19 protein-coding genes, 1 tRNA gene and 1 pseudogene are annotated in these 26,219 nt (G+C 59.1%); 17 read left to right on the top strand and 4 right to left on the bottom strand.

Annotation, left to right across the window (positions count from 1 at the left end):
• Window positions 1-309 precede the first annotated feature (309 nt).
• From RCH14_RS13810 to RCH14_RS13775, 8 genes are all read left to right on the top strand, one after another.
• Window positions 310-639, top strand: coding sequence for a hypothetical protein (locus RCH14_RS13810; protein WP_343026664.1), 330 nt, complete (start codon window positions 310-312; stop codon window positions 637-639).
• Window positions 640-651: 12 nt separating this feature from the next.
• Entirely contained in the window at window positions 652-1,176 is a 525-nt protein-coding gene (locus RCH14_RS13805) for a hypothetical protein (RefSeq protein WP_343026663.1), read from the top strand.
• Window positions 1,177-1,939: 763 nt separating this feature from the next.
• Entirely contained in the window at window positions 1,940-2,440 is a 501-nt protein-coding gene (locus RCH14_RS13800) for a type VI secretion system amidase effector protein Tae4 (protein ID WP_343026662.1), read from the top strand.
• Window positions 2,437-2,877 (top strand): type VI secretion system amidase immunity protein Tai4, encoded by a 441-nt coding sequence (locus tag RCH14_RS13795; protein ID WP_343026661.1) that lies wholly within the window; start codon window positions 2,437-2,439, stop codon window positions 2,875-2,877. Before RCH14_RS13800 ends, RCH14_RS13795 begins: the two co-directional genes overlap by 4 nt.
• 209 nt (window positions 2,878-3,086) lie before the next feature.
• Window positions 3,087-3,359, top strand: coding sequence for a hypothetical protein (locus RCH14_RS13790; RefSeq protein ID WP_343026660.1), 273 nt, complete (start codon window positions 3,087-3,089; stop codon window positions 3,357-3,359).
• A 132-nt stretch (window positions 3,360-3,491) separates the two neighbouring features.
• On the top strand, window positions 3,492-3,719 hold the full coding sequence (locus tag RCH14_RS13785) for a hypothetical protein (RefSeq protein WP_343026659.1): 228 nt from the start codon (window positions 3,492-3,494) through the stop codon (window positions 3,717-3,719).
• 184 nt (window positions 3,720-3,903) lie between these two features.
• A complete protein-coding gene (locus RCH14_RS13780) occupies window positions 3,904-4,704 on the top strand; it encodes an HDOD domain-containing protein (protein WP_343026658.1) in 801 nt (266 codons plus the stop codon).
• Between the two features lie 843 nt (window positions 4,705-5,547).
• Window positions 5,548-6,525 carry a Stealth CR1 domain-containing protein gene (locus RCH14_RS13775; RefSeq protein ID WP_343026657.1) on the top strand — a complete coding sequence of 326 codons (978 nt, stop codon included), beginning with the start codon at window positions 5,548-5,550 and terminating at the stop codon, window positions 6,523-6,525.
• Between the two features lie 130 nt (window positions 6,526-6,655).
• Here the strand turns inward: RCH14_RS13775 and RCH14_RS13770 are convergent, their stop codons facing one another.
• The gene (locus RCH14_RS13770) at window positions 6,656-8,182 is read right to left on the bottom strand and encodes an AbgT family transporter (RefSeq protein ID WP_343026656.1); all 1,527 of its coding nucleotides are present in this window, start codon (window positions 8,180-8,182) and stop codon (window positions 6,656-6,658) included.
• Window positions 8,183-8,765: 583 nt separating this feature from the next.
• Here RCH14_RS13770 and RCH14_RS13765 point away from each other — a divergent pair.
• The 4 genes from RCH14_RS13765 to RCH14_RS13750 all read left to right on the top strand — a co-directional run bounded on the left by RCH14_RS13765 (window position 8,766) and on the right by RCH14_RS13750 (window position 11,585).
• Window positions 8,766-9,905 (top strand): alkene reductase, encoded by a 1,140-nt coding sequence (locus RCH14_RS13765; protein WP_343026706.1) that lies wholly within the window; start codon window positions 8,766-8,768, stop codon window positions 9,903-9,905.
• 104 nt (window positions 9,906-10,009) lie between these two features.
• Window positions 10,010-11,032, top strand: coding sequence for an LLM class oxidoreductase (locus RCH14_RS13760; protein WP_343026705.1), 1,023 nt, complete (start codon window positions 10,010-10,012; stop codon window positions 11,030-11,032).
• 105 nt (window positions 11,033-11,137) lie between these two features.
• Window positions 11,138-11,443, top strand: a complete 306-nt coding sequence (locus RCH14_RS13755) for a helix-turn-helix transcriptional regulator (RefSeq protein WP_343026655.1) — start codon at window positions 11,138-11,140, stop codon at window positions 11,441-11,443.
• Window positions 11,444-11,510: 67 nt separating this feature from the next.
• Window positions 11,511-11,585: transfer RNA gene (locus tag RCH14_RS13750), tRNA-Leu, on the top strand.
• A 386-nt stretch (window positions 11,586-11,971) separates the two neighbouring features.
• Here RCH14_RS13750 and RCH14_RS13745 read toward each other — a convergent pair.
• Window positions 11,972-12,273: pseudogene (locus RCH14_RS13745) on the bottom strand (IS3 family transposase); the annotation flags it as partial.
• Between the two features lie 1,124 nt (window positions 12,274-13,397).
• On the opposite strand from RCH14_RS13745, the gene RCH14_RS13740 reads away from it, so the two are divergent.
• From RCH14_RS13740 to RCH14_RS13720, 5 genes are all read left to right on the top strand, one after another.
• Window positions 13,398-19,721 carry a peroxidase family protein gene (locus tag RCH14_RS13740; RefSeq protein ID WP_343026654.1) on the top strand — a complete coding sequence of 2,108 codons (6,324 nt, stop codon included), beginning with the start codon at window positions 13,398-13,400 and terminating at the stop codon, window positions 19,719-19,721.
• Between the two features lie 96 nt (window positions 19,722-19,817).
• Window positions 19,818-20,546, top strand: coding sequence for a PEP-CTERM sorting domain-containing protein (locus RCH14_RS13735; RefSeq protein WP_343026653.1), 729 nt, complete (start codon window positions 19,818-19,820; stop codon window positions 20,544-20,546).
• A gap of 207 nt (window positions 20,547-20,753) precedes the next feature.
• The gene (locus tag RCH14_RS13730) at window positions 20,754-22,448 is read left to right on the top strand and encodes a multicopper oxidase domain-containing protein (protein ID WP_343026652.1); all 1,695 of its coding nucleotides are present in this window, start codon (window positions 20,754-20,756) and stop codon (window positions 22,446-22,448) included.
• Window positions 22,449-22,534: 86 nt separating this feature from the next.
• Complete coding sequence (locus RCH14_RS13725; RefSeq protein ID WP_343026651.1) at window positions 22,535-23,065, top strand: SCO family protein; 531 nt, start codon at window positions 22,535-22,537, stop codon at window positions 23,063-23,065.
• A gap of 140 nt (window positions 23,066-23,205) precedes the next feature.
• Window positions 23,206-23,874, top strand: coding sequence for a heme-binding protein (locus RCH14_RS13720; protein WP_343026650.1), 669 nt, complete (start codon window positions 23,206-23,208; stop codon window positions 23,872-23,874).
• A 21-nt stretch (window positions 23,875-23,895) separates the two neighbouring features.
• Here the strand turns inward: RCH14_RS13720 and RCH14_RS13715 are convergent, their stop codons facing one another.
• Window positions 23,896-25,038, bottom strand: a complete 1,143-nt coding sequence (locus RCH14_RS13715; protein WP_343026649.1) for an ABC transporter permease — start codon at window positions 25,036-25,038, stop codon at window positions 23,896-23,898.
• Window positions 25,035-26,213: an ABC transporter permease gene (locus RCH14_RS13710; RefSeq protein ID WP_343026648.1), complete on the bottom strand. Its 1,179-nt coding sequence runs from the start codon at window positions 26,211-26,213 to the stop codon at window positions 25,035-25,037. The genes RCH14_RS13715 and RCH14_RS13710 overlap by 4 nt, the downstream gene beginning before the upstream one ends.
• Window positions 26,214-26,219 lie beyond the last annotated feature (6 nt).

Raw genomic sequence — 26,219 nt, 5'->3', positions numbered from 1 at the left:
TTGCTTTAGTTACTTGACACGATCTACATGGCATCTGAGGCCCCAGTAGTCGAGGTAACTGCTCAGACACTAGCATTATGAACGACGCATTCAGGAATGCATCTCGTATCAAGCATAGCTCGAATCGCGGTTGGTCTTAAGGGTTCCGATATGCTAGAGTAGTAAGGCAACTATTTGATAACTAGAAAAAGACACTGTTTTCCGTGCGAATCTCAAGATTTGGTCGTGGGATGAGGCTGTTGGAGTGTCTGTTTCACGTTGGGCATTTGCAGTCGCCTCCACTATTACGCTCATTTCAAGGAGTTCCCCGTGATCTATTCTGTCGATGTGTCAGCGGGCGAGGTTGTAGTTGGTCAGACGTTCAGCATAGAAGTACATGCCGATTCATCTCTGCAAGTGTCAATTAGTTGTTTCGTCGACAACCCGCCTCCCCCGCGATTCAAGGGCTGTCATGAGTGCAACGTTCAGGTGATTCAGAGTGGTCAGCGCATTAGTGTCACGCCGCGAAAAGATACTTGGCTCAATACCGAAGGCGGCTACCGGATCAAGGTCACGGACGTAGACGGCAATACCGAGACTGCAACTGTCCGCGTATTGGGAGACACTGCGTCCGCAGGCGGTGCGACGATGTCGATGTAATCGGAGCAACCTATGTCAGAGCCAGCATCACTGCTAGAAAAAGAAATCGCTGAACTGAATGATCGGCTGCTTGCGCTCGAAAAGAAGGGCAGGATTCGGCGAATGCTTGCATATGCTTTCAAGCTAGTCGCAGGCGGGAGTTGTCTTGCAATTGCTTCGAATTTCTTTCCCACAGCAAATCAACTGCTAGGAGCCGCCGCGCTCGTGTGCGTATTCCTTGATGGAGTGTTCGCCAATTACGCACGGCTCGTCGGCGAAGTCCAAGCTGGTTATGCTGCAAGGGCGCAACGAGATAAGATCGCCAGGGATTACAACCGCGCCCTGACACCTATCCTTGGGAGGTTAAGAAAATTTTACGCGGGAACACCTGAACGTGAGGCAGCCGAAGCTGAGAAAGCCGATCTTCAAACCAAGACGCATGTCGGGCTACAAGAGAGTGTGGCGCAAGTCGAGAAAGCGCTCGCGGATCTTGACCTCAAGGCATTGAATTCGCTTTCGTTAGAGGCTGAACGCACGGCAACTCGCGGTGAGGGGTAACCGCTCGCTCAGAGCGAGGCTTAACGTCAGGCCGCATGACACCCAAAGCAGGACTCTGGCCCTCGCTATTTAGTGGACACGCTTGAGCTACTCAGAAACTTGCGCGCGATTGATGAAGTGCCCGAAGACCGCTGCGAGGTTGCAGCATTCTCAGCTGGCAACGGCGGCCAAGGTCACGGGGCCCACATTTCCAGCACTAAAGGACTACATTGCTATGATTGCGCCTCACGCCGGTTGATTGTGGCGACCAGTAAAACAGCAGCCTACCAAGCTAAGAATGTTGCTTCGCTACTCCGTAGGAACCGTGAAAGACGCGAATAACACGATCGCCGATATGCGACGCAATTATTGAAAATCCTTGTGTCGGTGGTTCGATTCCGCCCCGGGCCACCAAGAACATCGTTCACGCAACGCCCACTCATGCCAGTGGGCGTTGTTGTTTCTAGGAGTCGTCATCCTCGGCGCCGGTCTATTTCCGGTGTGCGCTTCTGCCCCGCGAAACAACCGTGAGGGAAGTATCGCGCAAGGCGGGTAAGACGTTCACGCAGCGGATAGAAGGGAGAATTCTGTCGGCGGGCCTGCTTCATCAATGCGAGCAAATCATTGGTTTGACAAGCGTCCAGTCCGATCTGCACGGATTGCGGATAATCGCCACGGCCTGTCTGTACCGCGCGTCGGGGCCAGCAGGCGGCCGACGGCTGCGTGATTCGCCGCAGACGCCACAACGACCAATCCAATGCAATCCCAAACAAGGATGAACAAAATGTCTCGCCCCTCCTTCACTGCTGCATGGGCAGCTTCGCATCGAATTTATGACCCCGTCAATTCAGGTGCCAGGGTAGCAAAGGTGATAGGAGGAAATGTTGAGAAGAACATTAATAATTCCACTGCCGCACAGCGCTGGAATAACACCTGCGCCGTGCGGATGAGTTATATCCTTGGCGAGGCAGGCCTGATAATTCCGAACATCCATGGACAGACAGTATCCGGGGCGGACGGGCGAAAATACTTCTTCCGTGTACGGGACCTGATTGGTTTTTTGAAACAGCAATGGGGCAAAGCTGAGGTTGTGAAATATCCCGCTTCCGGCGGCGGCACGTTGGTTGGCAAAAAAGGTGTAATTCTGTTTGAGGTATCTGGCTGGTCGGATGCGCAGGGGCATGCCACCCTTTTCAACGGCCAATCCTGCTATGACCACTGTTATTTCAATGAGCCGGAAGCGAAATATCGCACGGATCGTGCGAACTTCTGGGGCTTGCAATGAAGTCGATCGCGTTGTGCTTGGCGCTGGTGACCTCCACATTGCTGTCATTTACAGTCCACGCCTCCGATCAAGCCCTCATTTCTCCACAGGCTGGAGCCCGCACCTATGCGCAAAATTATAAGGACATGGTCCTGGCAACCTGTATGACACAGGCTTACCGGAATGACACGGGTGCGGCCACTGATGCTGGAAGCAGTGCCAGCGCCTTGCGTGATTGGACTTACTTCGATATGGAGAAAAGTCCCGATGCGGTCAAGTCGCTGGTGAACCGCTATCTGGCGCGGGACTATTCCCATCCGCTCGTCGAATCGGAAATCAAGGGAGTCAGGTTCGATTTCCTGAAGTGCATGGACCTGTACCATAGCAAAGCGCTGGACGACCTGGTCAAGCGGTTGGTCATTCACCCGAAGCGTACTTACAGGCAGGAAAATCCTTAGCGGGCAAGGGATTCCGGCGCAGCCGCCAGACCAGCACAGCCGCTACGCCCGCATACGCCACCGCGCCGCGCCGCGGCGACAAGCTGGCGGGGCGCGGGCGAACCGACAATTTGTAAGGCGACCAAGCGCTTGGGGAGAAGATTCGCGTGCCGCGAGCGCGCCGACCATTACGGTAGCGTCGCATCCCGAACGGCCGCTGGAGGCCCAACATGGCACTCAGCGGCATTCCACCAAAAAAACGTCCTTGCCGCTTAACCCCTACTTTAGCCGTCTCCGCCGGCTCGCGGCTCTCCGCCATATGCGTGCAGCCGCTGTACGGCGCGCGCTCGAACCGGATTAGCCGCCGTCCGCTTCTGGTAGCCTTTGCCCTGCTCGGAACGATCTTCACAGTGCCCTTATTGACTGCTATCCGTAATGCGTCCGGCCCATGGGAAGCATTTGCCGGTTTATGCGCGACACTGCTTCAGCTCAAAAATCGATGAAGAGGCACGTGATCATTAAATCGCGAATGCAAGGGGTGACAAAGCGCACGTCCCAGTGAGCCATGGCTAATTCCCTGCGAACGCTCCGTAGTACATGGATGGAAATGCCTGTCCCGCCGATGGTGGGGCTCCATGCTTGGCACGCAGATGGTGAGAGAAGGCTTTGGTGTCGCGGGCGACGATATCGACATTGGCGCTGCAAACCGCCTTCGGGCGGCGGGTCAAGAAAAATTCGCAGCGGCTTTCGGCCTATATTTCGATAACGACACGGTGCGTTTTTCCTCGCCGCATCCCGCTGCACGGGATCTGCAAAAACCCCGGAAAATCGTCCGCGTGATCGAGGCGACGCTGGCCGCATAAGTCCTTTCCGCATAAACTAGATCAAGCGGGCTTTCTGGCATCCGCTATCCTTGTGTCCGGTCCAGGAAATAATTTCCCTGTTTAGTTCCCAGGCGAAACAACTATGATATCGTGAAATTTCAATTTCACCACATCGCGCGACCGTCAACCTGTTGCTGCGGCGATGTTACGTTGGAGGATAGTCATGAGCGAGTTATCGTCTTTTTTTCATGCCGTAAAATTGCCCGTCATTTCAGAAGTCGCCCATGCATTGATCAAAACTCTCGATGATGAGGATGCGTCGGCCACCCAAATCAGCGCGATCATTGCGCGCGACCCCGCCCTCACCGCCAAACTGATGCGCCTGGCCAATAGCGCCCGCTTCGGCGTTGCGCGTGGTGTAACGTCACTCGACGATGCCATCGCCATGGCGGGCCTTGGGCACGTGCGCACCTTGGCCCTGGCTGCCTGCTTCGCCGAAACCTTCCCGGACCTGCCGGGCCTCGATAGCGACGAGTTTTGGAAAAGCAGCATGGCCTGCGCCGGCTACGCCAAATGGTTGGCCGTCTGCCTGGGCGACGATGGCCAGGATGCCTGGCTCGCAGGCATGATGATGCGGCTTGGCGAACTGCTGATCTATCAGGCGGCGCCGGCAACGTTTGCCAAGATCGAGGAGCAACCCCACCTGCCGGGCGGACGGTGGGAACGCGAGACGCGACTGCTGGGCTTTTCGGAGGGGCAAATTACCGCCGAACTCGGTCATCGCTGGAATTTCCCAGTCGTTATTGTGACCGCATTAAAAAATTCATCCGATCCAATGGCCGCCCACCCGTTCAGCAAACTCGGTGCGATCGTCCACCTGGCCAGCCTGCTGGCCGACACACCAAGCGACGATCCTGCCATCCTCGAGAGCTTGCCGCAAGACGTCGTTACCGCTTTGCAGCTGAACCGCGAGTGGATGCAGAGAAAGTTTCCATCACACGCTTCCTTCTCGGCCGCGCCTTGAATCGCCTGGTTGCGCTCACCGGCACACCCGTCTGGCGATGCGCGCGACCGGCAGCCGGGGCAGTGGAGCGCACTGTGTCCGGACCAGGCCATCACGCCTGCTCTGACCGCGCGCCACTTCATCGACTCGCAAGCCTGCTTGCAATCGGCGCTATTCAGGTCATCGGCTAGGCCCGACCTGCGCGTCCAGGCAGTGCGTCAATCTCAATGATTCACTTTTGAGATTGCGTTGACACGCTAACAAACTGAGATAAAGCTGGGCCGTTCTTCTAACGCGTCCGTGCGGGCTTGCGTTTGTCTTATTGCCATTGATGTCTTGGTCAGACTGCCGCTCCTACGTAGGACAACTACTCGATGAGGATCTGCCTGGCACGCTGGCGTTCCGGCACGGCCCTAACCGGCTCGCCTGGCATGGACTTGCCGACGAGCCTGACCCGGCACCGGTCGCCTACTGCCCCGTCCGGACTAATACGCAAGCCCCCGAAGCGGTGGTGGTCCCATGGACATGAAGCCGGAACTCTCACCCGAATCGTCAGCGCATCAATTCGGGCGCTGTCGGCGCCAATTCGCGGCACGAATCATCGCTTAGGTCCGCACAGTGAGCTGCCTGGCGCACCGGGCCGCGGGTCTTTCCCGATGAGCGCGCCACTACCTCCGTCCCTGCAAACACTTGTCCCGCCTAAATATATTCTTAAAGCACAAGAAATTGCTGAATGTCACTACAATTGACACCCATTTGATTGACTAAGAATTCCATGATGATCACAAGCGTGCTGATGCATCTTCGTCTGCGCGTTGCACCACCGTTCACGACGCGTGGCTGCAAGGCCTGGGCCAAAACGACATGACGCCGCCTGACGCCGACCGCATCGACGTCGTCTACCTGTGGGTTGACGGCGCCGATCCGCACTGGCAAGCCAAACGGCGCGCAGCGCAGGATCGCACCGGCGCGAACGCCGGCGCGGCGCGCTACGGCGACGTGTCAGGCCGCTATCGCGACAATGGCGAGTTACGCTACAACCTGCGCGCGCTGCAGCGATTTTTCCCTGACCACGGGCATGTGCACATCGTGACCGATGGCCAGTGTCCCGCCTGGCTGCGCACGGGACCGGGATTGGGACCTGGCGTCAGCGTCGTCGACCACCGTACCCTGATGCCGGCGGCCGCGCTTCCGGTGTTCGACTCCGGCCATATCGAAACCTACCTGCACCACCTGCCGGGCCTGTCCGAACGCTTCGTCTACTTCAATGACGACGTGTTTCTCGGCGCGCCGTTCGACGCGACATGGTGGTTTTCCGAGGCCGGCCTGGCCGTCTTCAAGGAAGCGGCACTGCTGCCGGACTACCCCGGGCCGCAGCCACATGAAAGCGCGCTGGTGAATGCGTCGCTGCTGTCGCGCGCATGGCTGTCCGCGAGCGATCCGCAATACCGGCACGTTCCCCGTATCTTCGCCCATTCGCCGCGCCCGATGCTGGTCAGCGCGATGCGCCAGCTCGAGCTGGAAGCACCGGAACTGTTCCACGCCGTGCGTGGCACCGTATTCCGCTCGTGGGCGGTGCCGCCGCTGATCCCCGACCTGGTGCCACGCTGGATGGTGCACCTTGGCCGCGCGATCGTCCGCGAATGCGCGTGGGCCTACCTGTCAAGCGGCGCGGCCGACGCTGCCGAACAATTCGGCGAGTTGTGTGCCAGCTTCGGCAAGCTGGACTTTTTTTGCATCAACGACACGAGCGACAACGCGGCGCCGGACGCGCACCAGCTGCGGCGCATCGCCGAGACACTGGAACAGCTTCTTCCCTACCCGTCGCAGTTTGAACACTGAACTATTCTGCGCCTGCGTTTTTTGGCGGGACTGGAATCGGCATGCACCAGGAATACACAAGTACAACACGCCAACCCATGCAGGTTGGCGTGTTGTGTATCGATGCCCGCTTTGTGGGATTTCTACCCTGTCAAGCGGGTGCTGGATAGGTATAGGTCGAGCCGATACCGAGTGGGATATCCAGCGCCCAGAAGCCGAGCAGGAACATGGTCCAGAGCGTTAGCAATGCCAGCGAGTACGGCAGCATCAGGGCAATCAGCGTGCCGATGCCGGTCGATTGCACATATTTACGGCAGAAGACGATAATCAGCGGGAAGTATGGCAGTAGTGGCGTGATGATATTGGTCGAGGAATCGCCCACGCGGTAGGCGGCTTGCGTCATGTCCGGTGACACGCCCAGTTCCATCAGCATCGGCACCATCACGGCCCCGATCAATGCCCATTTGGCCGAAGCCGAACCAACGAACAGGTTGACCATGCCGGTCAGCAGCACGATGCCTGTCAGTGTCACGCCCATCGGGAAGGCCATTTCCTTGAGCCACAATGCACCCTTGATAGCGACCAGCGCGCCCAGATTCGACTGGCCGAAGGCATAGATGAACTGCGCACAGAAGAAGGCCATGACGATGTAATAACCCATGCCGCTCATCGCGTGGCTCATTCCCTTGACGATGTCACGGTGACTCTTCGCGGTGCCGGCGACATAGCCGTAGACCACGCCAGGGATGAGGAAGAAAATGAAAATGAGCGCAACGATCGACTGCATCAGTGGCGCCGACGAGTGGGTCAATTCGCGCGTATCCGGGGAGCGCCATGCCGAGCCCTCCGGCATGAATGAGAACACCAGCAGCGCCAGGCTGGCCAGCATCGCAATGCCAGCCCAGCGCAGCCCTTTGATCTCATTGGCCTGCAAGGCATCCATCTTCGGCAGGCCTGCAGGATCGCCGTCGACCGGCGTCGTCCTGTTCAAGCGCGGCTCGATGACCTTGTCGGTCAGGAACCAGCCGATCAGCACAACGAGGAGCGTCGAGGCCGTTGTGAAATAGTAGTTGTTGAGAGGGTTGATCACGAGCGAAGCAGCGGCCGGATCGGACGACAGGCGTGCGGCCACCTGGGTCAGCCCGGCCAGTAGCGGATCCAGGCTCGACGGAACGAAGAAGGTCGCGGAAAAGCCGCCAGAGACGCCGGCAAAGGCCGCTGCAATGCCGGCCAGCGGATGACGGCCCGCTGCATAGAAAATCACCGCGCCCAGCGGAATGACGAGTACATAACCGGCATCGACGGCGACATGACTGAGTACGCCAACAGCAACCAGGACCGGGGTCAGTAATACTCTCGGCGTAATCGCCAGGATCTTGCGCAGGCCGGCATTGATGAAGCCCGTATATTCCGCGACACCCAACCCCAGCATCGCCACCAGGACCACGCCCAGTGGCGGGAAGGTGACGAAGATATTGACCATCTTCGCTGTAAAGTCGGTCAGGGCGGTAGGCGCCAGCAGGTTCTTGACCTGGATTGCCTGGCCAGTGCGTGGATCGATCTCGTTAAAGACCAGGCCCGACATGGCCCAGGACACGGCCCAGACCAGGGCCAGCAGCAGTGCGAACAAAATCGCCGGATCGGGCAGCTTGTTGCCAGCCACCTCGATGACACTCAAAATACGGTTTAACCCACTTGGCTTATGGACAGTCGTTTGTTTATTCATCGTGGCCCTTTACTGACATCATGTCGACAATTCGATTCACAGCCGCAGCAAGCAATACAACGCCCGAGCAAAGCCGGCCCGTTTTGCATCCCCGGCATATGGTACGCATAAGCTGGGCGAAGGAAAAGCATTCTTGCCGCCTCCGCCGCACGGCTGCGGCACGGTCGTGCATGCGGCTTTGTGATCACGTGCCGCTTACTTGCCAGTGCAGTTGCTCGACCAAAGCATTAAAAACCATTCTGCCGTGGTTCGATTGCGCCCCGGGCCACCAAGAAGAGTTGGATAAAACGCCCGCGCAGGTAAGTGGGCGTTTTTGTTTTCAGCCTCGGGGGGCCTTGAGACGGTGATCGGCACTTGGGCACCGCGTCCGGGAAACACACTTAATCTACATATTGACATATCTCGATATGTCGAATAGAATCGGCTCACCATGTCGTTTTGATGCCGGTGCCAACACCTGCGCCGGCATGGCCTGATGCGTTGCCTTTTTGTGACGACCTGCAATATCGATAAATTTAAATATCTAGGAATAAAAATGAATGATTCCGTACTGTTTACGGAGACGCGCCTCGGCCCGTTCACCCTGAAAAATCGTATCGTCCTTCCGCCCTTGACCCGATCCCGCAGCTCCCAACCGGGCAATATTGCGAACGATCTGATGGCAACCTATTATCGCCAGCGTGCCGGTGCCGGCTTCATGGTTACCGAGGGAACCCAGATCGAGCCGCGTGGCCAAGGATATGCCTGGACGCCCGGCATCCATAGCGCCGAGCAGATCGCCGGCTGGCGCACAGTGACGCAAGCCGTACATCACCAGGGCGGCATCATCTTCGCCCAGCTCTGGCATGTCGGCCGGGTCTCGCATACATCGCTGCAACCGGATGGCGCGGCGCCAGTGGCACCGTCGGCGATCCCGGCGCAACAGGTCAGCGTGTTTATCGAAACGGGCCCGGGTGCAGGCGCCCTGGCGCCCCCTTCCGTGCCCCGTGCCCTGACCACGGCCGAGGTCAAGGAACTGGTCCAACTGTATGCGCAGGCGGCCCGCAATGCGTTGGAAGCCGGTTTTGATGGTGTCGAGATTCACTGCGCCAACGGCTACCTGGTCAACCAGTTCATCTCGGCCCACAGCAACCAGCGCGATGACGACTACGGTGGGTCGCTGCAAAACCGTCTGCGCTTCCTGCGCGAAGTGGTGCAGGCCGTGGCGGATGTGGTCGGCAAAGACCGGGTAGGCGTGCGTTTCGCCCCGCTCTTCGCCACCACCGATGAGGCACGCGTCTACCTGGGCCTGGTCGAAGAAGATCCCCATACAACCTATGTCGAGGCGGTCAAGATCCTCGACCAGATCGGCATCGCGTATCTCTCGATCGCCGAAGCCGACTGGGATAATGCACCCGAGTTGCCGGAAGACTTCCGCAGCGAAGTCCGGCAGAATTTTAGCGGCCGCATCATCTGCGCCGGCCGCTACACGGCGGAACGAGGCGCCCGCCTCCTGAACGCAGGGCTTGCGGATCTGGTCGCCTTTGGCCGTCCTTTCATCGCCAATCCGGACCTGGTCGAGCGCATTGCAAACAACTGGCCGCTGACGCCAGCCGATCCAGCCACCATGTATGGCGGCACCGACAAGGGCTACAGCGACTACCCTGTCTATCACGAACCGGCCTGTCAGAAGTAAGTGACGGGAGCCTTGCCCCGATGGGCAAGGCCATCTTGGCGCAAGGCCACGCACGTCGCCGACAGCTCTGGCGCAACAATTTTTATTCAATCGGGGGTTTGCCCATGTACCAGCCTAGTACGGTTCCTTACCAGCAGCACAGGGGATTTGAACGCACCTTCTCGTCCGGCTCCCTGAGCCTGGGCCTGTTCTTTCCAATCGAAGCATTCGATGGGGATCAGCCGACGATGCACAACCAGGTTGCACTTGCACAGCGCGCCGAGGCGGCAGGTTTTTCAGCCTTGTGGTTCCGCGATGTTCCGCTCAGAGATCCCAGCTTTGGCGATGTGGGCCAGGTGTTCGATCCGTGGGTCTACATGGGGTTCATGGCCGCCCACACATCGGACATTGCCCTGGGCACCGCGTCAATCGCGCTACCGCTGCGCAACCCCTTGCATACGGCCAAAGCAGCGGCGAGCCTCGATCAAATCAGCAATGGCCGGCTACTCCTGGGGGTCGCTTCCGGCGATCGACCGGTTGAGTTCCCGGCATTCGACATCGATCCGGAAAAGCTGGGCGAGATTTTCCGCGAAAACGTGGACGTGATCCGACGGGTTCAGCGCACGAGCTTCGAGCCCGTCAGCTGGAGTGGCGGAGAGCTCGTCGGTGCCGACCTGGTGCCAAAACCAACGACCAATGAGATTCCGCTCTTCGTAACCGGACACAGCCGCCAAGCGCTGGCGTGGATTGCCAGGCATGGCTGCGGCTGGATCACCTATCCCCGCCCTCCTCACCTGCAGCGATTGTTCGTCGACAAATGGCGCCATGAAGTGATCGCGCAATGCGGGAGCGAGTACAAGCCGTTCACGCAGTCGCTCTACATCGACCTCGATGCATCGCCGTCGACAGCGCCATCACCGATTCACCTGGGATACAAGCTTGGCAGGCACCATCTGATCGACTTGCTGGATGTCCTGCAGGAGATTGGGGTCGACCACGTCATCTTGAACCTGAAATACGGCCGCCGCAGTGCAGCCGAGGTCATCGACGAACTCGGCACACATGTGCTCCCGCGCTTCCGGGCGCACGGTGACGGCGCAGGTGCCGGTGCCGGTGCTGGTGCCGGCGGCGAGCGTGGGCAAGGATGAGCTTTACCGCCGTTCGAATCGAGTCACCCAGTGACGGAGCCTGATACCATAGATGCTGGAGGGGTTCTGCTTGTCCCGTAATTTTTCTTAGATTAGCCTGCAATTATGAGCATTGATGTCAGCGAGGCACTGAAGGCTCTCGACAATCCAACACGTTTGGCGATCCTGGGGTGGCTGAAGAACCCGAGCCAGCATTTTCGAAGCCAAGAGCTTGATGCGGATCAATACGGCGTTTGCGTGAGTGTTATTCAAGAGCGCGCCGGCCTATCCCAGTCGACCGTGTCCTTGTACCTGTCATCGTTGCAGCGTGCGCAACTGGTCACTTCACAACGCATTGGCCCATGGACCTATTACAAGCGTCACGAGCAAAACATCGCCGCGTTCTTGGAAAAGCTTCATAGTCTGGTGTGACCAGGTTCTCCGTCGCATTGGCATGACGCCGCCCATGCGGTCAATGCCTTTCGGCTAACACAGCAGGGGCCTGGTAGCTCAGTTGGTAGAGCAGAGGATTGAGAATTCTTGTGCCGGGGTTCGATTCCGCCCCGGGCCACCAAAAATGCTTCAAACAGAACGCCAACCCTCGCAGGCTGGCGTTTTTGTTTGTGGTGCCCGTTGTCCTCGTGTCCGGCCCAAGGCCGGTACTCGAAACAAACTGCAGCGGTCGGCGAAGTCTCTACCGAATCGTTCGACTGCCATCCCCATCAGCTTTGTTGCACGAATCGTCAGCAGCGCGACCGGCGTAAGCTGAAAGTATGGGTGCAACTGCGAAACGGAAGTCTCGAACGACCGTTTAGAAAGCGTAAAGCGCAGCGTTGAGGACCCGTGGCAAATTGCTCACATGGCTGGAGATGTCTTGGCATAGCATGGCCAGCTGAATCGCCACGAGTTTTCAAGAGACTCGAGAGCCGTTGAAAATACTGCGTTTCGTACTCGACCAGCGACTGCCACCAAGAGTGCGGTCAGCGCAAGCGCACGATCAATCCGCGAATCCATCGACCGCCCAAATACCTGGCGTGGGACAAATCAAGTACCACGGCCAGATAGAGCCAACCTTCGTAGGTGCGGATATACGTTCTGTCCATGCCCCGGACTCGGATGGACTCCCGCACGTCGAACTGCCGCTGCAAATGGTTCGGCGCAACGAGCGAAGGCGCGCCACCGCGTTTATACATGCGCTTGGCGTAGCCGGTTTGCCAGTGGATCCCCATGAATTGCATCAGGCGGTGAACGGGATTGATACCTCAATCAGCACCAGCCACGGCGTCACAGCCTCGATCTGACCAAAAACCGTTCGCGGCGGGTGTGTTTCTTCTTTTTGGTAGATTCAGCGCCGCAGCACGCAGTTTGCTTCATGGCTACTCGACCGGAATTGAAGAAGTGAAATATGTGCTGCTTACTGTAAATGCTTTTATTCTGTGCGAATACGCTACACCTGAAAAAAAATTTACAAAAGATTATGCTGTTAACGTAACATGTATTTACGGACTCAAGACGTCCTCAGCACTGTGTGTTTCTCCAAATGAATAAAATATCTTCTTAAAATATTTGGGTAAAACTAGGGGCGGAAAATGAATAAGTCGTTAGACAAGGCTATGTTCGTGCCTGAAAAAATCGAACTACCTGATCCAAGAAAAATAGCCGCTTATTTTTGGATAGCCGCAGTGCAAGTATTTGCCACCAGCTGCAAGGCAATTCGGTTGTCAGTACGTGCAATTTTTCTTGCATTTCTTCCCGTTTATTTTTTCATGGCCGTGGCAGCGCAATTGACTCAGTGGCTTGAAAAGTACGGACCGCTATTCATAAGGCGGAAGTGCCTTCGCCGGTTAAGTAACACTGACGTTGGGCGTTTGTATCATTCCTCGCTTGGAAAATCCGGGATCGATCAGCGATTCCGGTTCATCGTCAATAACAGGAAGGTGTTGCCTCGCACGTCGTTTATTCGACATGCGACGACACAGGCTCGACTTTCACGATACGGAGCCAGTCTCCAATGCCGATATCGCAAGCCCTGCTGGGGCGAAACGCAATCGAAATGCCGAGTGGAGCGATGTTAGTTACCTCGTCAGGACTTCGATAGGCAGATTGCAAGGCATCGCCAATCCTGGCTGATTCCTCCTGCTCCTGAATCGTCACGCGCTTCGCTTAGCGCCTGCACCTTATCTACAGCATTTTTCGCTAGCCGGTTTCACCGGTGACGGCCTCGTCATGCCTGTTTTGCTTGGTCTGTGCGAAGCAGCAGATGCGCGAGAGCAAACGGTATACGCCTATCCCATATTGAAGCATGGCTTTTTTTTACCAGAACCATCAACCAGTATGACGCTGCCATCGAAAGGCGGCGAACCAGATCCTGAAAGGGAGTACTCAAATGACGACGTCCAATTCGCAATATGGCTTCAACGTTACGCTTGATGACCTGAATTTCATCCTACAACAGATCAAGATAGCGGAAGCGAGCGTCAACCCGACTACCGGCAACATGCAGAACCTGCCGGGACTGGTCGGGAGTGCGCTTCTCCCATACGGCTTGCGTACGGTCGATGGCGCATGGAATAACCTGCTGCCGGGGATGGAACGTTCGGGCGCGGCCGATGAAATCATGCCACGCCTGGTGCCTGCCGAATTCATGTCCGCCCAGGGCAAGCCACAGTATTTCTACGGACCGCAGGACACGCAGGCCGGTCCCGTCACGAGTTATGCCCAGACCATGCCGGGTAACGTGGTCTTCGACGCCGCGCCACGCATGATCAGCAATCTGATCGTCGACCAGAGTAACCGCAACCCGGCCGCAGTGGCGGCGGCCGATCAGCGGGCAGACGAGAGCACCTACCCCGGACAGAATACGGTGGTTACCGACAACGGCACGCTGTACATCCCGAATCTCTCCCCCGACATCGGCCTGTCGCCGCCGTTCAACGGCGTCATGGCCCTGTTCGGCCAGTTCTTCGACCACGGGCTGGACCTGATTTCCAAGGGCGGCGGCACGGTATTCGTGCCGCTTGATCCACAGGATCCGCTGTACGTGCAAGGTGGACGCGCCAACTTCATGGTCCTGTCGCGGGCGGCGAACACGCCGTTGCCGGGCGCCGATGGGGTGCTGGGCACTGACGACGATACAGTTGGCCATACCAATACGACGACACCGTTCATCGACCAGAACCAGACCTACACCTCCCATCCGTCGCATCAGGTGTTCCTTCGCCAATATTCGATGATCGATGGCAACCCTGTCTCAACCGGCAAACTGCTGACGGGGGCGTTCGGCGGGGGCAACTGGGGCGAAGTCAAGGCCCAGGCTGCCGCCAAGCTGGGCATCCAGCTGACCGACGACGATGTGTTCAACGTACCGCTGCTGGCAACCGACCCCTACGGCAACTTCCTGCCGGGACCCAATGGTTTTGTCCAGATCGCGACCGCCAGCGGACTCGTGGAGGGCAATCCGGCGGCAAACGGGGGACGCGGTATAGAAATTCCGCAAGACACGATCCGTACTGGACATCAATTTCTGATCGATGTGGCCCACGCTTCGGCACCGGGTACCTATGATCACGATCACGATCCGGGTACGCCAGAACTGAATCTCTTGCCTGACCTGGACACGGTCGTCGGCAGTGCCAGCGCTGCGGCGCCGCCCGGCTACTATGACAATGAACTACTGGACCGCCACTTTACCAACGGCGATGGCCGTGGCAACGAAAACATCGGCCTCAGCGCCATTCACGCGGTCTTCCACTCCGAGCACAACCGCCTGGTAGACCAGTACCAGCAGACGATCCTCGCTAGCGGCGACCTGACAATGCTCAACGAGTGGCTGGCCGTGGACGTTTCTTCCATGCCGGCTACCCCGGCCGCGCTTGCATCACTGCAGTGGGATGGCGAACGCCTGTTCCAGGCAGCGCGTTTCGTTACCGAGATGCAATACCAACACATGGTTTTCGAGGAATTCGCGCGCGCAGTACAGCCGAGTATCGAGCCGTTCGTGTTCTCGCACTCGGCCGACATCAACCCGGCGATCATGGAAGAGTTTGCGAATGTGGTCTACCGCTTCGGTCACTCGATGCTCACCGAAACCGTGTCCCGGCTCGACGGCGACCTTAACAATAAGGACATTGGCCTGATCCAGGCCTTCCTTAATCCGGTTGAATTCAACCGCGCAGGTGGCGAGGCCGGTGAGGCGACAGCAATCGCGGACATTATCCGCGGCATGTCGCGCCAGGTTGGCAACGAAATCGACGAGTTCGTCACTGGAGCGCTGCGCAATAACCTGGTCGGGCTGCCACTCGACCTGGCCGCGCTGAACATCGCACGCGGACGCGATACCGGGGAACCCAGCTTTAACGAAGCGCGCGCCGCATTCTTCGAGATGACCGGCGACGCCCAGCTCAAGCCCTATACCAGCTGGGCCGACTTTGCTCCGCACCTGAAGAATCCTGCCTCTATTATTAACTTCATCGCCTCGTACGGCACGCACGAGACAATCACCAACGAGGCTACCCTGGCCGGCAAGCGTGCAGCGGCAACACTGCTGGTGATGAACGACATTAACATCACCGGCGACTCGGCGAAGGAGAATGCGCCTGCCGACCGGCTCGACTTCCTGAATGGCACTGGCTCGTGGAAAAACGTTGAAACCGGCCTGAACAATGTCGACTTCTGGATCGGCGGCCTGGCCGAAGCCAAACTCGAATTCGGCGGCATGCTCGCCCCGACCTTCAACTTCGTGTTTGAAGCGCAGATGGAGAATCTGCAGAATGGCGACCGTTTCTATTACCTGAGCCGGACCCAGGGCCTCAACCTTCTCAATGAACTCGAGAGCAACCTGTTTTCCAAAATGGTGATGCGCAACAGCGACCTGGGTGATGCGGACAGCACGACACATCTCCCCGGGCTGTTGTTCAGCACGCCAAGCTATATCCTGGAAATGGACCAGGCCAACCAGCGTACCGGAATTGCGGTGCAAGGCAGCACCATCCTGAACGGCGATCCGACCCGCAATAACGAAGTCCTCAATGCAATCAACTCGCTCGTCACCCGGGTAAAGCCAGGCGCCGATGTGAATGGCGACGGTCATGCCGACGGCGGCGTACTGGCCTATGCCTACGATGGCCCGGACCACGTCGTGCTGGGCGGTACAGCGGGCAACGATACCCTGAAGGGCGGCCGCGGCATGGATACCTTATGGGGTGACGGCGGCAACGACCACTTGGATGGCGGCGACGAAGCCGATCAAGTACATGGCGGCGACGGCGACGACATCATCGAAGACCACGGCACACCTGCAGGCGCGGCTGACTTCCTGCGCGGCGACGCTGGCAACGACGTCATCAGCAATGGTGCCGGCAACGACATCGTCTTTGGCGGCACCGGGCAGGACTTCTTCATCGTCGGCCCCGACTTTACTGAAATATTCGCCGGCGAAGGCAATGACTTTCTGCTGGGCGGCCCCGGTTCCGACGGCTTGATGGGCAATGAGGGCGACGACTGGATCGAAGGTGGCGAGGGCTTCGATGGCCTGTCGGGCGAGAACTCCCAGCTGTTCTTCAACAGCGACATTATCGGCCACGATGTGCTGAATGGACAGGGCAACGACACCGACTATGACGGCGAGTCGGGCAACGACATCATGGTACAGGGAGCTGGCATCCAGCGCAGCAACGGCATGCTCGGTTTCGACTGGGCCATCCACAAGGGCGACCCTGTCGCCGCCAATTCGGACCTTGGTATCGCCGTCTTCTTCGAGCAGGACCAGTTTATCCTGCGCGACCGTTTCGACTCGGTCGAGGCCTTGTCCGGCTGGAAGTATGACGACGTGCTGACCGGTACGATCCGGCCGACCGGCACGGCCGGCGAGCCAGGCGGCATCCTGAACGGCCCATTGTCGGACAGCAAGCTGCTGCAAAAGGACGTGGCCATGATTGCAGGGCTCCAGCAACTGCTTGGCGTGGCGGCCGTGGCCAATGGCGAAGCAGTGGTGTTTGATCCGGTCAACGGAGGGGATATCCTGATCGGGGGCAACGGCAACGACCGATTCATTGGCAAAGCTGGTGACGACCTGATCGATGGCGATGCCTGGCTGAATGTGCGGGTCAGCGTACGCAGCGCGACCGATCCCGACGTCGAAATCCGGTCGGTCGACAGTATCAGCGAGCTCAAGACGGACATGCTGAACCGGACGATCAACCCGGGCCAGCTCCGGATCATCCGGGAAATCATCACCGACCCGGCGGCCAAGAGCGATACCGACACGGCCGTTTATTCGGACCTTTACGCCAATTACGACCTGAGCCGCAACGCCGACGGCACTTGGACCGTTGCCCACCTGCGCGGCACCCAGGCCGATGGCACGGACAAGATCCGCAATGTCGAACTGCTGCAGTTCACCGACCACCTTGTCAACCTGACCGGCGAGCCGAAGATCAGCGACAGCACGCCGCTCGAAGGCCAGGTGCTGACTGCGCTGCCGGGAGAGATTGCACTGTTCAGTGGCATTCTCGAATCGGCCATCAAGTTCCAGTGGCAGAGCGCGAACAGCGGCGCATATACGAATATCGCCGGTGCCACGTCGCCCACATTCACGCCAACTCAGGCCCATGTGGGCATGAGCTTGCGTGTCGTCGCCACATTTACGGACGCGGCAGGCATTGCGCGCACAGTGACTTCGGCGCCGACCAAGGGCGTCGGCGACCTTGTCACCGGCACCAACCTTGGCGATACGCTGAGCGGCACGGTCAACAATGACCGCCTTGTCGGGCTCAACGGGAACGATACGCTCGATGGTGGTGCCGGCGCCGACGAGATGATCGGCGGCGCGAACAACGACGCTTATACCGTCGACAACACGGGTGATGTCGTCACCGAACTGGATGGCGGAGGCACCGACATCATCCATACGACGCTGACCAATTACGCACTTGATGAGCTCGGCAACGTCGAACATCTCATGTTCATCGGGAGTGCCAACTTTACCGGCCAGGGTACATCAAAGGCCAATACGCTGACTGGCGGCGCCGGCAACGACATGCTCGACGGCGGCGCAGGCGTGGACCGGCTGGTTGGCGGCGTCGGTAATGACACCTATACCGTCTCGGATCTCGGCGACATCGTCGTCGAAGGGACTGGCGCGGGCAACGATACCGTCAATGCCAGCGTGGCTACCTACACGTTGGCGAACAATGTCGAAATCCTGCGCTACACCGGCACCGGCAATTTCAACGGCACCGGCAACACAAGCGCCAACCTGATCGTGGCCGGCGCCGGAGACGACATCCTCGACGGCGGCGCCGGCAACGACGAATTGCGCAGCGGGGCCGGCAATGACAAGCTCACCGGCGGCATCGGCGACGATATCTTGTTCGGCGGCACAGGCGACGATGTGCATGATGGCGGCACGGGCGCAGACCGCATGACCGGCAGCAATGGTGACGACACCTATGTGGCCAACGACGTGGGCGACGTCATTGTCGAGCTGCTCGGCGAAGGTGACGATACCGTCCGCACCACGCTGGCAAATTTCGTGCTCGGCGCCGACCTGGAAAACCTGCTTTACACCGGCACCCAGGTGTTCAGGGGGACCGGCAATGCGCTAAGCAACCGGATCACAGGCGCGGGGGCTGCGGATTTCCTGGATGGCGGGGCCGGCATTGACAGCATGACCGGCGGCAGCGGCAACGACACCTACACTGTCGACGAGTCGCTCGACGCCGTGGTAGAGCTGGTCAACGGCGGCACTGACCTGATCAGAACCAGCCTCACCAGCTATGCGCTGTTCGACCACGTCGAGAACCTGACATACACCGGCAACCTTGCCTTCCTGGGCGATGGCAACGGCCTTGCCAATATTATTGTCGGAAGCACCGGCGCGGACACGCTCGACGGCAAGGGTGGCGCCGACCAGCTGGTGGGCGGCGCAGGCAACGACATCTATATCGTCGACGAGACCGCAGACATGATTGTGGAGGCAGCTGGCGCAGGCCTGGATATCGTCAGGTCGACCGCGCTGGCGTACACGCTGGCCAACAATGTCGACTACCTCGCCTTTGCAGGTACCGGCAACTTCACCGGCACCGGCAACAACCAGGCCAACCAGATCACCGGCGGTGACGGCAATGACGTGCTGGACGGCGGCGCCGGTGCCGACACCCTCACTGGTGGCAAGGGCAACGACGCTTATAAGGTCAATCAGGCGTCGGACGTCATCGTGGAAGTGGCTGGCGAAGGCACTGACACGGTCCAGTCGACTGCGACGAGTTATACGCTCGGCGCCAACCTCGAGGATCTGCTGCATGTCGGCGTTGCTGCAACACTGATAGGCAATGAGCTCGGCAACACCATCGTCGGGGGCGGTCTCAACGACATTCTCCGTGGCATGGATGGCAACGACCGTCTTGACGGTGGCGCTGGTAACGATGTTCTTCAAGGGGGAAACGGTTCTGATGCATTCGTGTTCAGCACGTACGCGTTTGGCGCCGACACGATATCCGGATTCGATGCCAATCCGGACGGCGGCCAGGACCTGATCGATCTTGTTGCACTTGGTATCACTGAGGCGAATTTCACGTCAAAAGTGCAATTTACGCTGGCAGACAACAACACCAGCATCCATATCCAGATCGTTGGAGGTGGCTCGATCTTGCTTCAAGGTCTTGGGGATCTGTCTTCGATGACCATGGCCGACTTCGTACTGGCTGTCTAAAAGCATCTTGTTGTAGCTGTAAGCGAAACCCCTGTGGCTGGCACGGGACAGTTGTCCTGTGCCTGGTCAGAATCCATCTCAACTAGGTGAGGCATCATGAAAAATTATTATTTTGGCAAAGCCAAACAAGTCGTCGTCGCTATCGTGTTATCTGCGGCGAGCATACAGGCGGCCTCGGCCGGCATCATTTTTTCGCAGCCAACAGCGGTGCCCGGCGTCGGGAACGGCGTGTTTGCCGTTCGGTTCAATACGGGACCAAGCGATACCGGGCCATCCACCACAGTAACCGGCACAGCTGGCGCGGGCCCGGTCAACGAACGGTACCTCGTCGATTTCTCAAGTAATGAATCGCTGATAGCGGCCGACAATCCAAACGCAACTCCGCCGATCACACCGCAAGTGAGCGGCGAGGACGGCAGTTTCCGGCTACTCGACGTCAGTGTTCAGGACGGCGCATTTACCTCATTGTTCCTGAATTTCCGTGTGCCCGTTGTGCCTCGTGATCCAGCGGGCCGCTTCGCCGATATCACAGCGTTCGGGTTCGATGGGGAAATGGCCACTTATACCCTTGAGCTCAGCAATGGCAACAACTTTTTCCGTGTCGATGCCACGGAAGGTACGCTGCTGAGAAGCCTATCGTTGTTGAGCCCTTTCGAGATCCTCGACGCACGCCAGGCGCGCATCGGCGGTCTGCAAGACGCACCAGTGCCTGAACCGGCTACGCTGCTAAGCCTCGGCATTGGCCTGGCAGGCTTGGTTTCAGTGCGGCGCCGTGCCCGTGTTCGAAGTGAAGTCGTTTTCGGTGCACAGTCGGCGTTCCAATAGCGCGCCAAAAAGGGAGTGCTCGACCTTGTGGACCGAACGCAGCGATGTCGCGTCGTTCCGCCCGCGCTTGCTGCCTGTGTTGCGGTGGCAGGCTGGGGCGAGTAATCGCTTCTTTGCCGAATATTTACCCATGAATTTCACGCTTTTCAGAGGCGCCAAGCCTTCGAATACACGCGCTGTAAAACCTTGACAGCCAGGGGTGTCAACATGCAGAGATCCACAGGAAATGGGGTTCTTACGCCCAAACGTCGCGAATTCCTGAAACTCGGTGCGGTAGCAGGAGGATCCGGACTAATTGCGTCGCGCGCACTCGACGTCAGCGGAGCAGTTATTACGCCTCCGTATACCGTACCGTATCTTGAAGCACTCCCGGTGTATCGTGCCAAACTGCCGATAGAGCTTAGTCCGCCGCCGCAGGAGTATCCCCATGCCGACGAGGCGGGGCGTGACCGGCACCAAGCATGGAACAGGTTTCCATACCAAAAAACCTATTCAATCATCGTCAAGCAAGCGATGCATTCATTTCATCCGCACCTGCCTACCCAGACGATTTGGGGCTACGACGGCAAGTGCCCCGGTCCGACGATCGTCGCGCGGATAGGTGAGCCTGTGATTGTCCGTTATTACAACAGACTGCCTCGCGACGTAAATAGTTTTGGTTCACCTGAGATATCAACCCACTTGCATAATGGTCACGCGGCGTCGGAAAGCGATGGTTTTGCCGGCAATTATTTTAGCCCCACAGTTGCCGGGCCAACATTGACTCGGCCTGGCAAATACTACGATTGCCATTATCCGAATGCGTATGCCGGTACCGATCGATGGCCAGACAGCGCAGGCGATTATCGGGAGGCTTTGGGGACACTGTGGTATCACGATCACCGTGAAGGTTTTACAGCAGCGAACGTGTACAAGGGGCTCGCCGGTTTCTACCTTGTGTTTGACAAAATCGATTCCGGCAATGAGCGGGATCCTTCTCCGACTGCCTTGCGTCTACCCAGCGGCGTCGGTGTCTACGACATCCCCATGGTCATCCAGAACCCAAAGTTCGATGCAGGGGGTTTACTGATTTTCGACCAATTCGACACTGAAGGCTTCCTTGGAAACAAGATTACCGTGAATGGTAAAGTTTCACCTTTTTTCAAGGTGGCAAGCCGCAAGTACCGGTTCCGTATTCTCAACGGCAGTACCTCACGCTTTTACGATCTGGTCGTGCGGCGAGGCAATACTGACTTGCCTTTCCAAATTATCGCCAATGACGGTAACCTGCTGCCGGCCCCCTTGCAAGCGACCTCAATACGGATTGCGCCTGCCGAGCGGATCGACATTGTCATGGATTTCTCAACCATCGCAATTGGTTCCGAATTGTACTTGGTGGATCGCATTGTGCAGAGCGAGGGCCGGGGCCCTGAAAGTATTCTCAACCTTGCCGGTAATGCGCTGATGCGCTTCGACATCGACCGGACCGCTGCCGATAGCAGCCGCGTTCCGAGCCAGTTGCGACCATTGCCAGAAATAGACTTTACTGAGGTAGCCAAACGGCGCGCGTTTCGATTCAAACGCGAGAACGGCGTGTGGCTGGTGAACGACGAGGTCTTCGATCCTGAAAAAGTCTCGTTCAAAGTCAAGCGTGGTACTGCAGAAATCTGGGAACTTGGGGGGAGCGGCAGTTGGCATCATCCGATCCATATTCATCTTGAAGAGGGTCGCTTGTTGTCACGCGGCGGCAGACCGCCGTCGCCAGTCGAAGCAGGACGAAAGGACGTGTTTGTTCTGAATCCGCAAGAGAGCGTCACGATATATATCCAGTTTCGGGACTTCGTTGGAAAATACATGATGCATTGTCATAACACGATTCATGAAGATCATTCGATGATGGTGCGTTTTGACGTCGAGGACTGAGCAGTTGCGCGGAAAATAAACCTACGAGGTGAACAGACATGGACAGGCGTCTTTTATTTGCAACCGCAGGAGGACTAGCATTTGGCATGGCGAGCAAGCTGCTTGCGTCGCCAGATCATGCGCCGTCTGCGCATCCGTATTTCCCTGACACCGTGTTATATGATCAGGACGGCAAGCCACGACGATTTTATTCGGATCTGCTGGAGGGCAAGGTTGTCGTCATTAATATGATGTATGCGGTGTGTACCGCGATCTGCCCGGACAATACCGCGCGTCTGCGCGAGGTGCAGACGGCGCTCATGGAACGGTCTGGCCGCGATGTGTTTATTTACTCGATCACATTACGGCCAGAAGTCGACTCCCCGGCTGTATTGGCGGCATACGCTAGACAATTTGAAGTTGGTAAGGGATGGTCATTTCTTACCGGCTCACCCAAGGATATCGATCTTGTCCGACGCAAACTCGGTTTCTACGACACCGATCCGGTGGCCGATGCCGATATACGGAACCACACTGGTGTCCTGCGAATTGGCAATGTCAAGCTGGACCGGTGGATGATGATGCCGAACCAAAGCCGGGCGAGTCTTGTCGTCCGCGCCATCGATAATATCTGTTGACAGCCTCGTTGAGCGAACCTACCCACGGCAAGGCACGACGCCCTACTGCAACGCCACGCCTCCTGGTGTCCTGGCAGGCCAGGCGCGCGTCAAGGAAAGTGTATGCTCTTGCCATGCCCACTGTCCGAGGAAAGCGCGCCATGACTGCCCCCACCCGACCATCCCGCCGCGCTGCCCCGCCATGGCGCACACGACGGCTGATGGGCCTTGCCTGCGTCGTGGGGCTGGCGCTGTCGCTGCTGCCCGCAACCAGCCACGCGGTCGAAGAACCCGCCTACACCATTGTGCGGTCCTTCCCCACATTCGAGATTCGCCAATACGCGGCCTACACCGTCGCCGAGGTGGTGATGCCGCCGCCCGCCGATGATGCGGGGAACCGCGCCTTTCCCATCTTGGCCGGCTACATCTTTGGCAAGAACAAAGGCGAACGCAAGCTTGCCATGACCGCCCCGGTGACGCAGGCACCGGTCCCGGTCAAGCTGGACATGACGGCGCCCGTGACCCAGAGCACAGGTCCCGACGGTATCCTGGTGCAGTTCGTCCTGCCCAAGGACATCAGTATGGACAATGCGCCGCTGCCGCTCGATCCACGCATCAGACTGCGCGAAGTGCCGCCCGCACAGATCGCGGTGCTCCGGTATTCCGGCTTCTGGTCGCAAGCCAATTACGACGAGCACCTGGCCGAACTCCAGGCGGCGCTGCGTGCAGCCACGATCAGCTGGACCGGCGAACCGGTACTGTCGCGCTACAACAGCCCGCTGACGCCATGGTTCATGCGGCGCAACGAGATCTGGCTGAAACTCGACTGAACGGCGCCGCGCCGGCGCCTGTTACCGACGCGCGGGCATGCGCCTCCATTTGACCAGGCCCACAAGCGCGAACACAAGCACCAGGCCGAGCAGCACGGCAAGCTCCATGCGCACCTCGTGCAACGAGGCGCCCATCTGGTTGGTGGCGACAAAGCCCTGGATCGCCGCAGTCGACGGCAACAGCGCGCCGAGTGCGCGCAACGGCAGCGGGATCGCGCTTGCCGGCCAGGTCAGGCCCGACAGGAACATGATGGGCAATGAGGTGGCAACGAGCAGCTGCATGCTGCGCTCGCGGGTGCGAAAGAACATGCCGATCAACATGCCCAAGGCCGCCACGCTATAGGCGAACAGCAGGGTCAGGACGGCCGTGCCCCACAGGTTGCCGCCGCGCGGATAGTCCTGCCACCAGAAGACGAAGCCGAAAAAGTACAGCGCATTGAGCACCACGACCAGCGCGAACGCACTCAGGGCGCCGCAATACGAGGCCCCGTCCTGCCCGTAAGGGAAGGATTTGTCGCTCGACCAGCTGCCGAACAACAGCCCGATCCCGAGCAGGAAGGTTTGCTGCATCACCAGCACCACGACGCCAGGCACGACATACGAGCCATAGCCCTCGCGCACATTGAACAGGGGCAGCGCTTCGACGGCCAGCGGCTGGCGCGCCGCCTCGGCCTGCATGCCGGACGGGGTCGCTGCGCCCAGGCGCTTGAGTTCGATACCGGCGGACACCGTGCCGACAACCTCGGCCAGGCCATTCAGGACCACCTTGTTCAGCAAGGGATAGGAACCGTGGCCGCTGACCTCCACTTCGGGCTGCATGCCGGCCAGCACCTTGCGGCTGAAGTCGGCGGGAATGAACAGCGCGCCGGCAGCCTTGCCCTGCCAGATCAGCGCCTGTGCATCTTCCGGTCGCGTGCTGACGCCGGCCACGACCAGGCCGGGGTGCGCCCCTGCATAGCGGATCAGCTGGCGCGACAAGGCTGACTGGTCCTGGTCGACAACCGCGACCGGCACCCGGCGCACTGTCTCGGCACTATAGGGCAGCGGATAGAAAAACGAATAGATGATGCCGGAAATGAAAAACAGCAGCAGCGCCGCCTTGTCCCGCAAGATGGCTTGCCAGGTCAGCACGAAGGCGCCCCAGGCGCGGCGCGGGGCGCTCATTGCTTGCCCCAGGTGGCAGGCTGGTGCATGCGGCGTGCCAGGCGCAGCCAGGCAGCCACGCCCAGGCCAAGCGTAAACGCCAGCAGGATCGCCACAGGGGCAATGTTGTAGCGCAGCGGCGCGCCCCCTGTCCAGGTGTTGTTCAGCATTTGCAGATAGTGTGTCAGCGGCAGGGATTCGGCCCAGATGCGCGCGCTCAGCGGCATCGACAGCAGCGGAAAGCCCTGGCCGGCGAACGCGAACGCGGGCGCCGTGATGAAGGCGCTGGCCGACAGCGCCGCGCGCAGCGATGACGTGAAGACGGCGAGCGCCGCGCCAAGCGCGAGGCAGGCCGTGATGAACAGGGCCGTGCCCGCCAGCATGGACGTGGCGCTCCCCTGCACCGGCCAGCCCAGGACGCCGAACAGCACGAACAGCAACAGCGCATGCACGGCGAAGCAGGCGCAGGGGATGAGCAATTTGCCTAGCAGGGCCACAGCAGGCTTGCCGTGGGCGGCGGCCAGCCATTCGGCCACCGTGGCGGCGCGAAATTCGCGGCCAATTGCCGTCACCGCCGCCAGCGTCACGAACATGTGCAATAACGTAAAGGCCACCGGCAGCGCAAGCGACGGGATGTAGTTGCCGTTTTCATTGAACAGCGTGCTGATGCGGGTTTGCACTGGCTCGATCTGCACGCTGGCCTGGCCGGGGCCGGCGCCGCGCCGCGCGCGCGCTTGCAGTTCGATGCCCGCCGACAGGGTGGCCACCACGGCGCGCACGTCGCGCGTCATGCTGCCCGAATGCGCCGCGAACTGGGCGTTATAGGCCCACTGGACTTTGGCACCCCGGCCCGCCAGCACCGACTCCTGCAAATCTGCGGGAATCGACACCAGGCCGAATGCCTGGCGCGCGCGGATCAGGCGCAGCGCCTCGGCCTCGTCGTCTGCCGCGAGCACCACTTTGAGTCCGGGCGAGGCGTCGAGCATGCGGATGAGGTTGCGCGAGACGGCGGTCTGGTCGCGGTCATGCACCACCAGCGGCAGGTCGCGCGCCACGCCGGCCGAGAAGATCCACCATGTCAGCAGGTAGAGCGCGAGCGGGATCGCACCCAGCATGGCGATATCCCACGGATCGGCGCGCAGGCGCGCCCATTCGCGCCGCAAGGACGATGCGATGGCGTTGCCGGATCGGGTCATCGGCCG

The sequence above is a fragment of the Massilia sp. MP_M2 genome, assembly GCF_039123635.1.
GTDB lineage: Bacteria > Pseudomonadota > Gammaproteobacteria > Burkholderiales > Burkholderiaceae_D > Telluria.
This window is presented reverse-complemented; position numbering and strand designations above follow the sequence as displayed.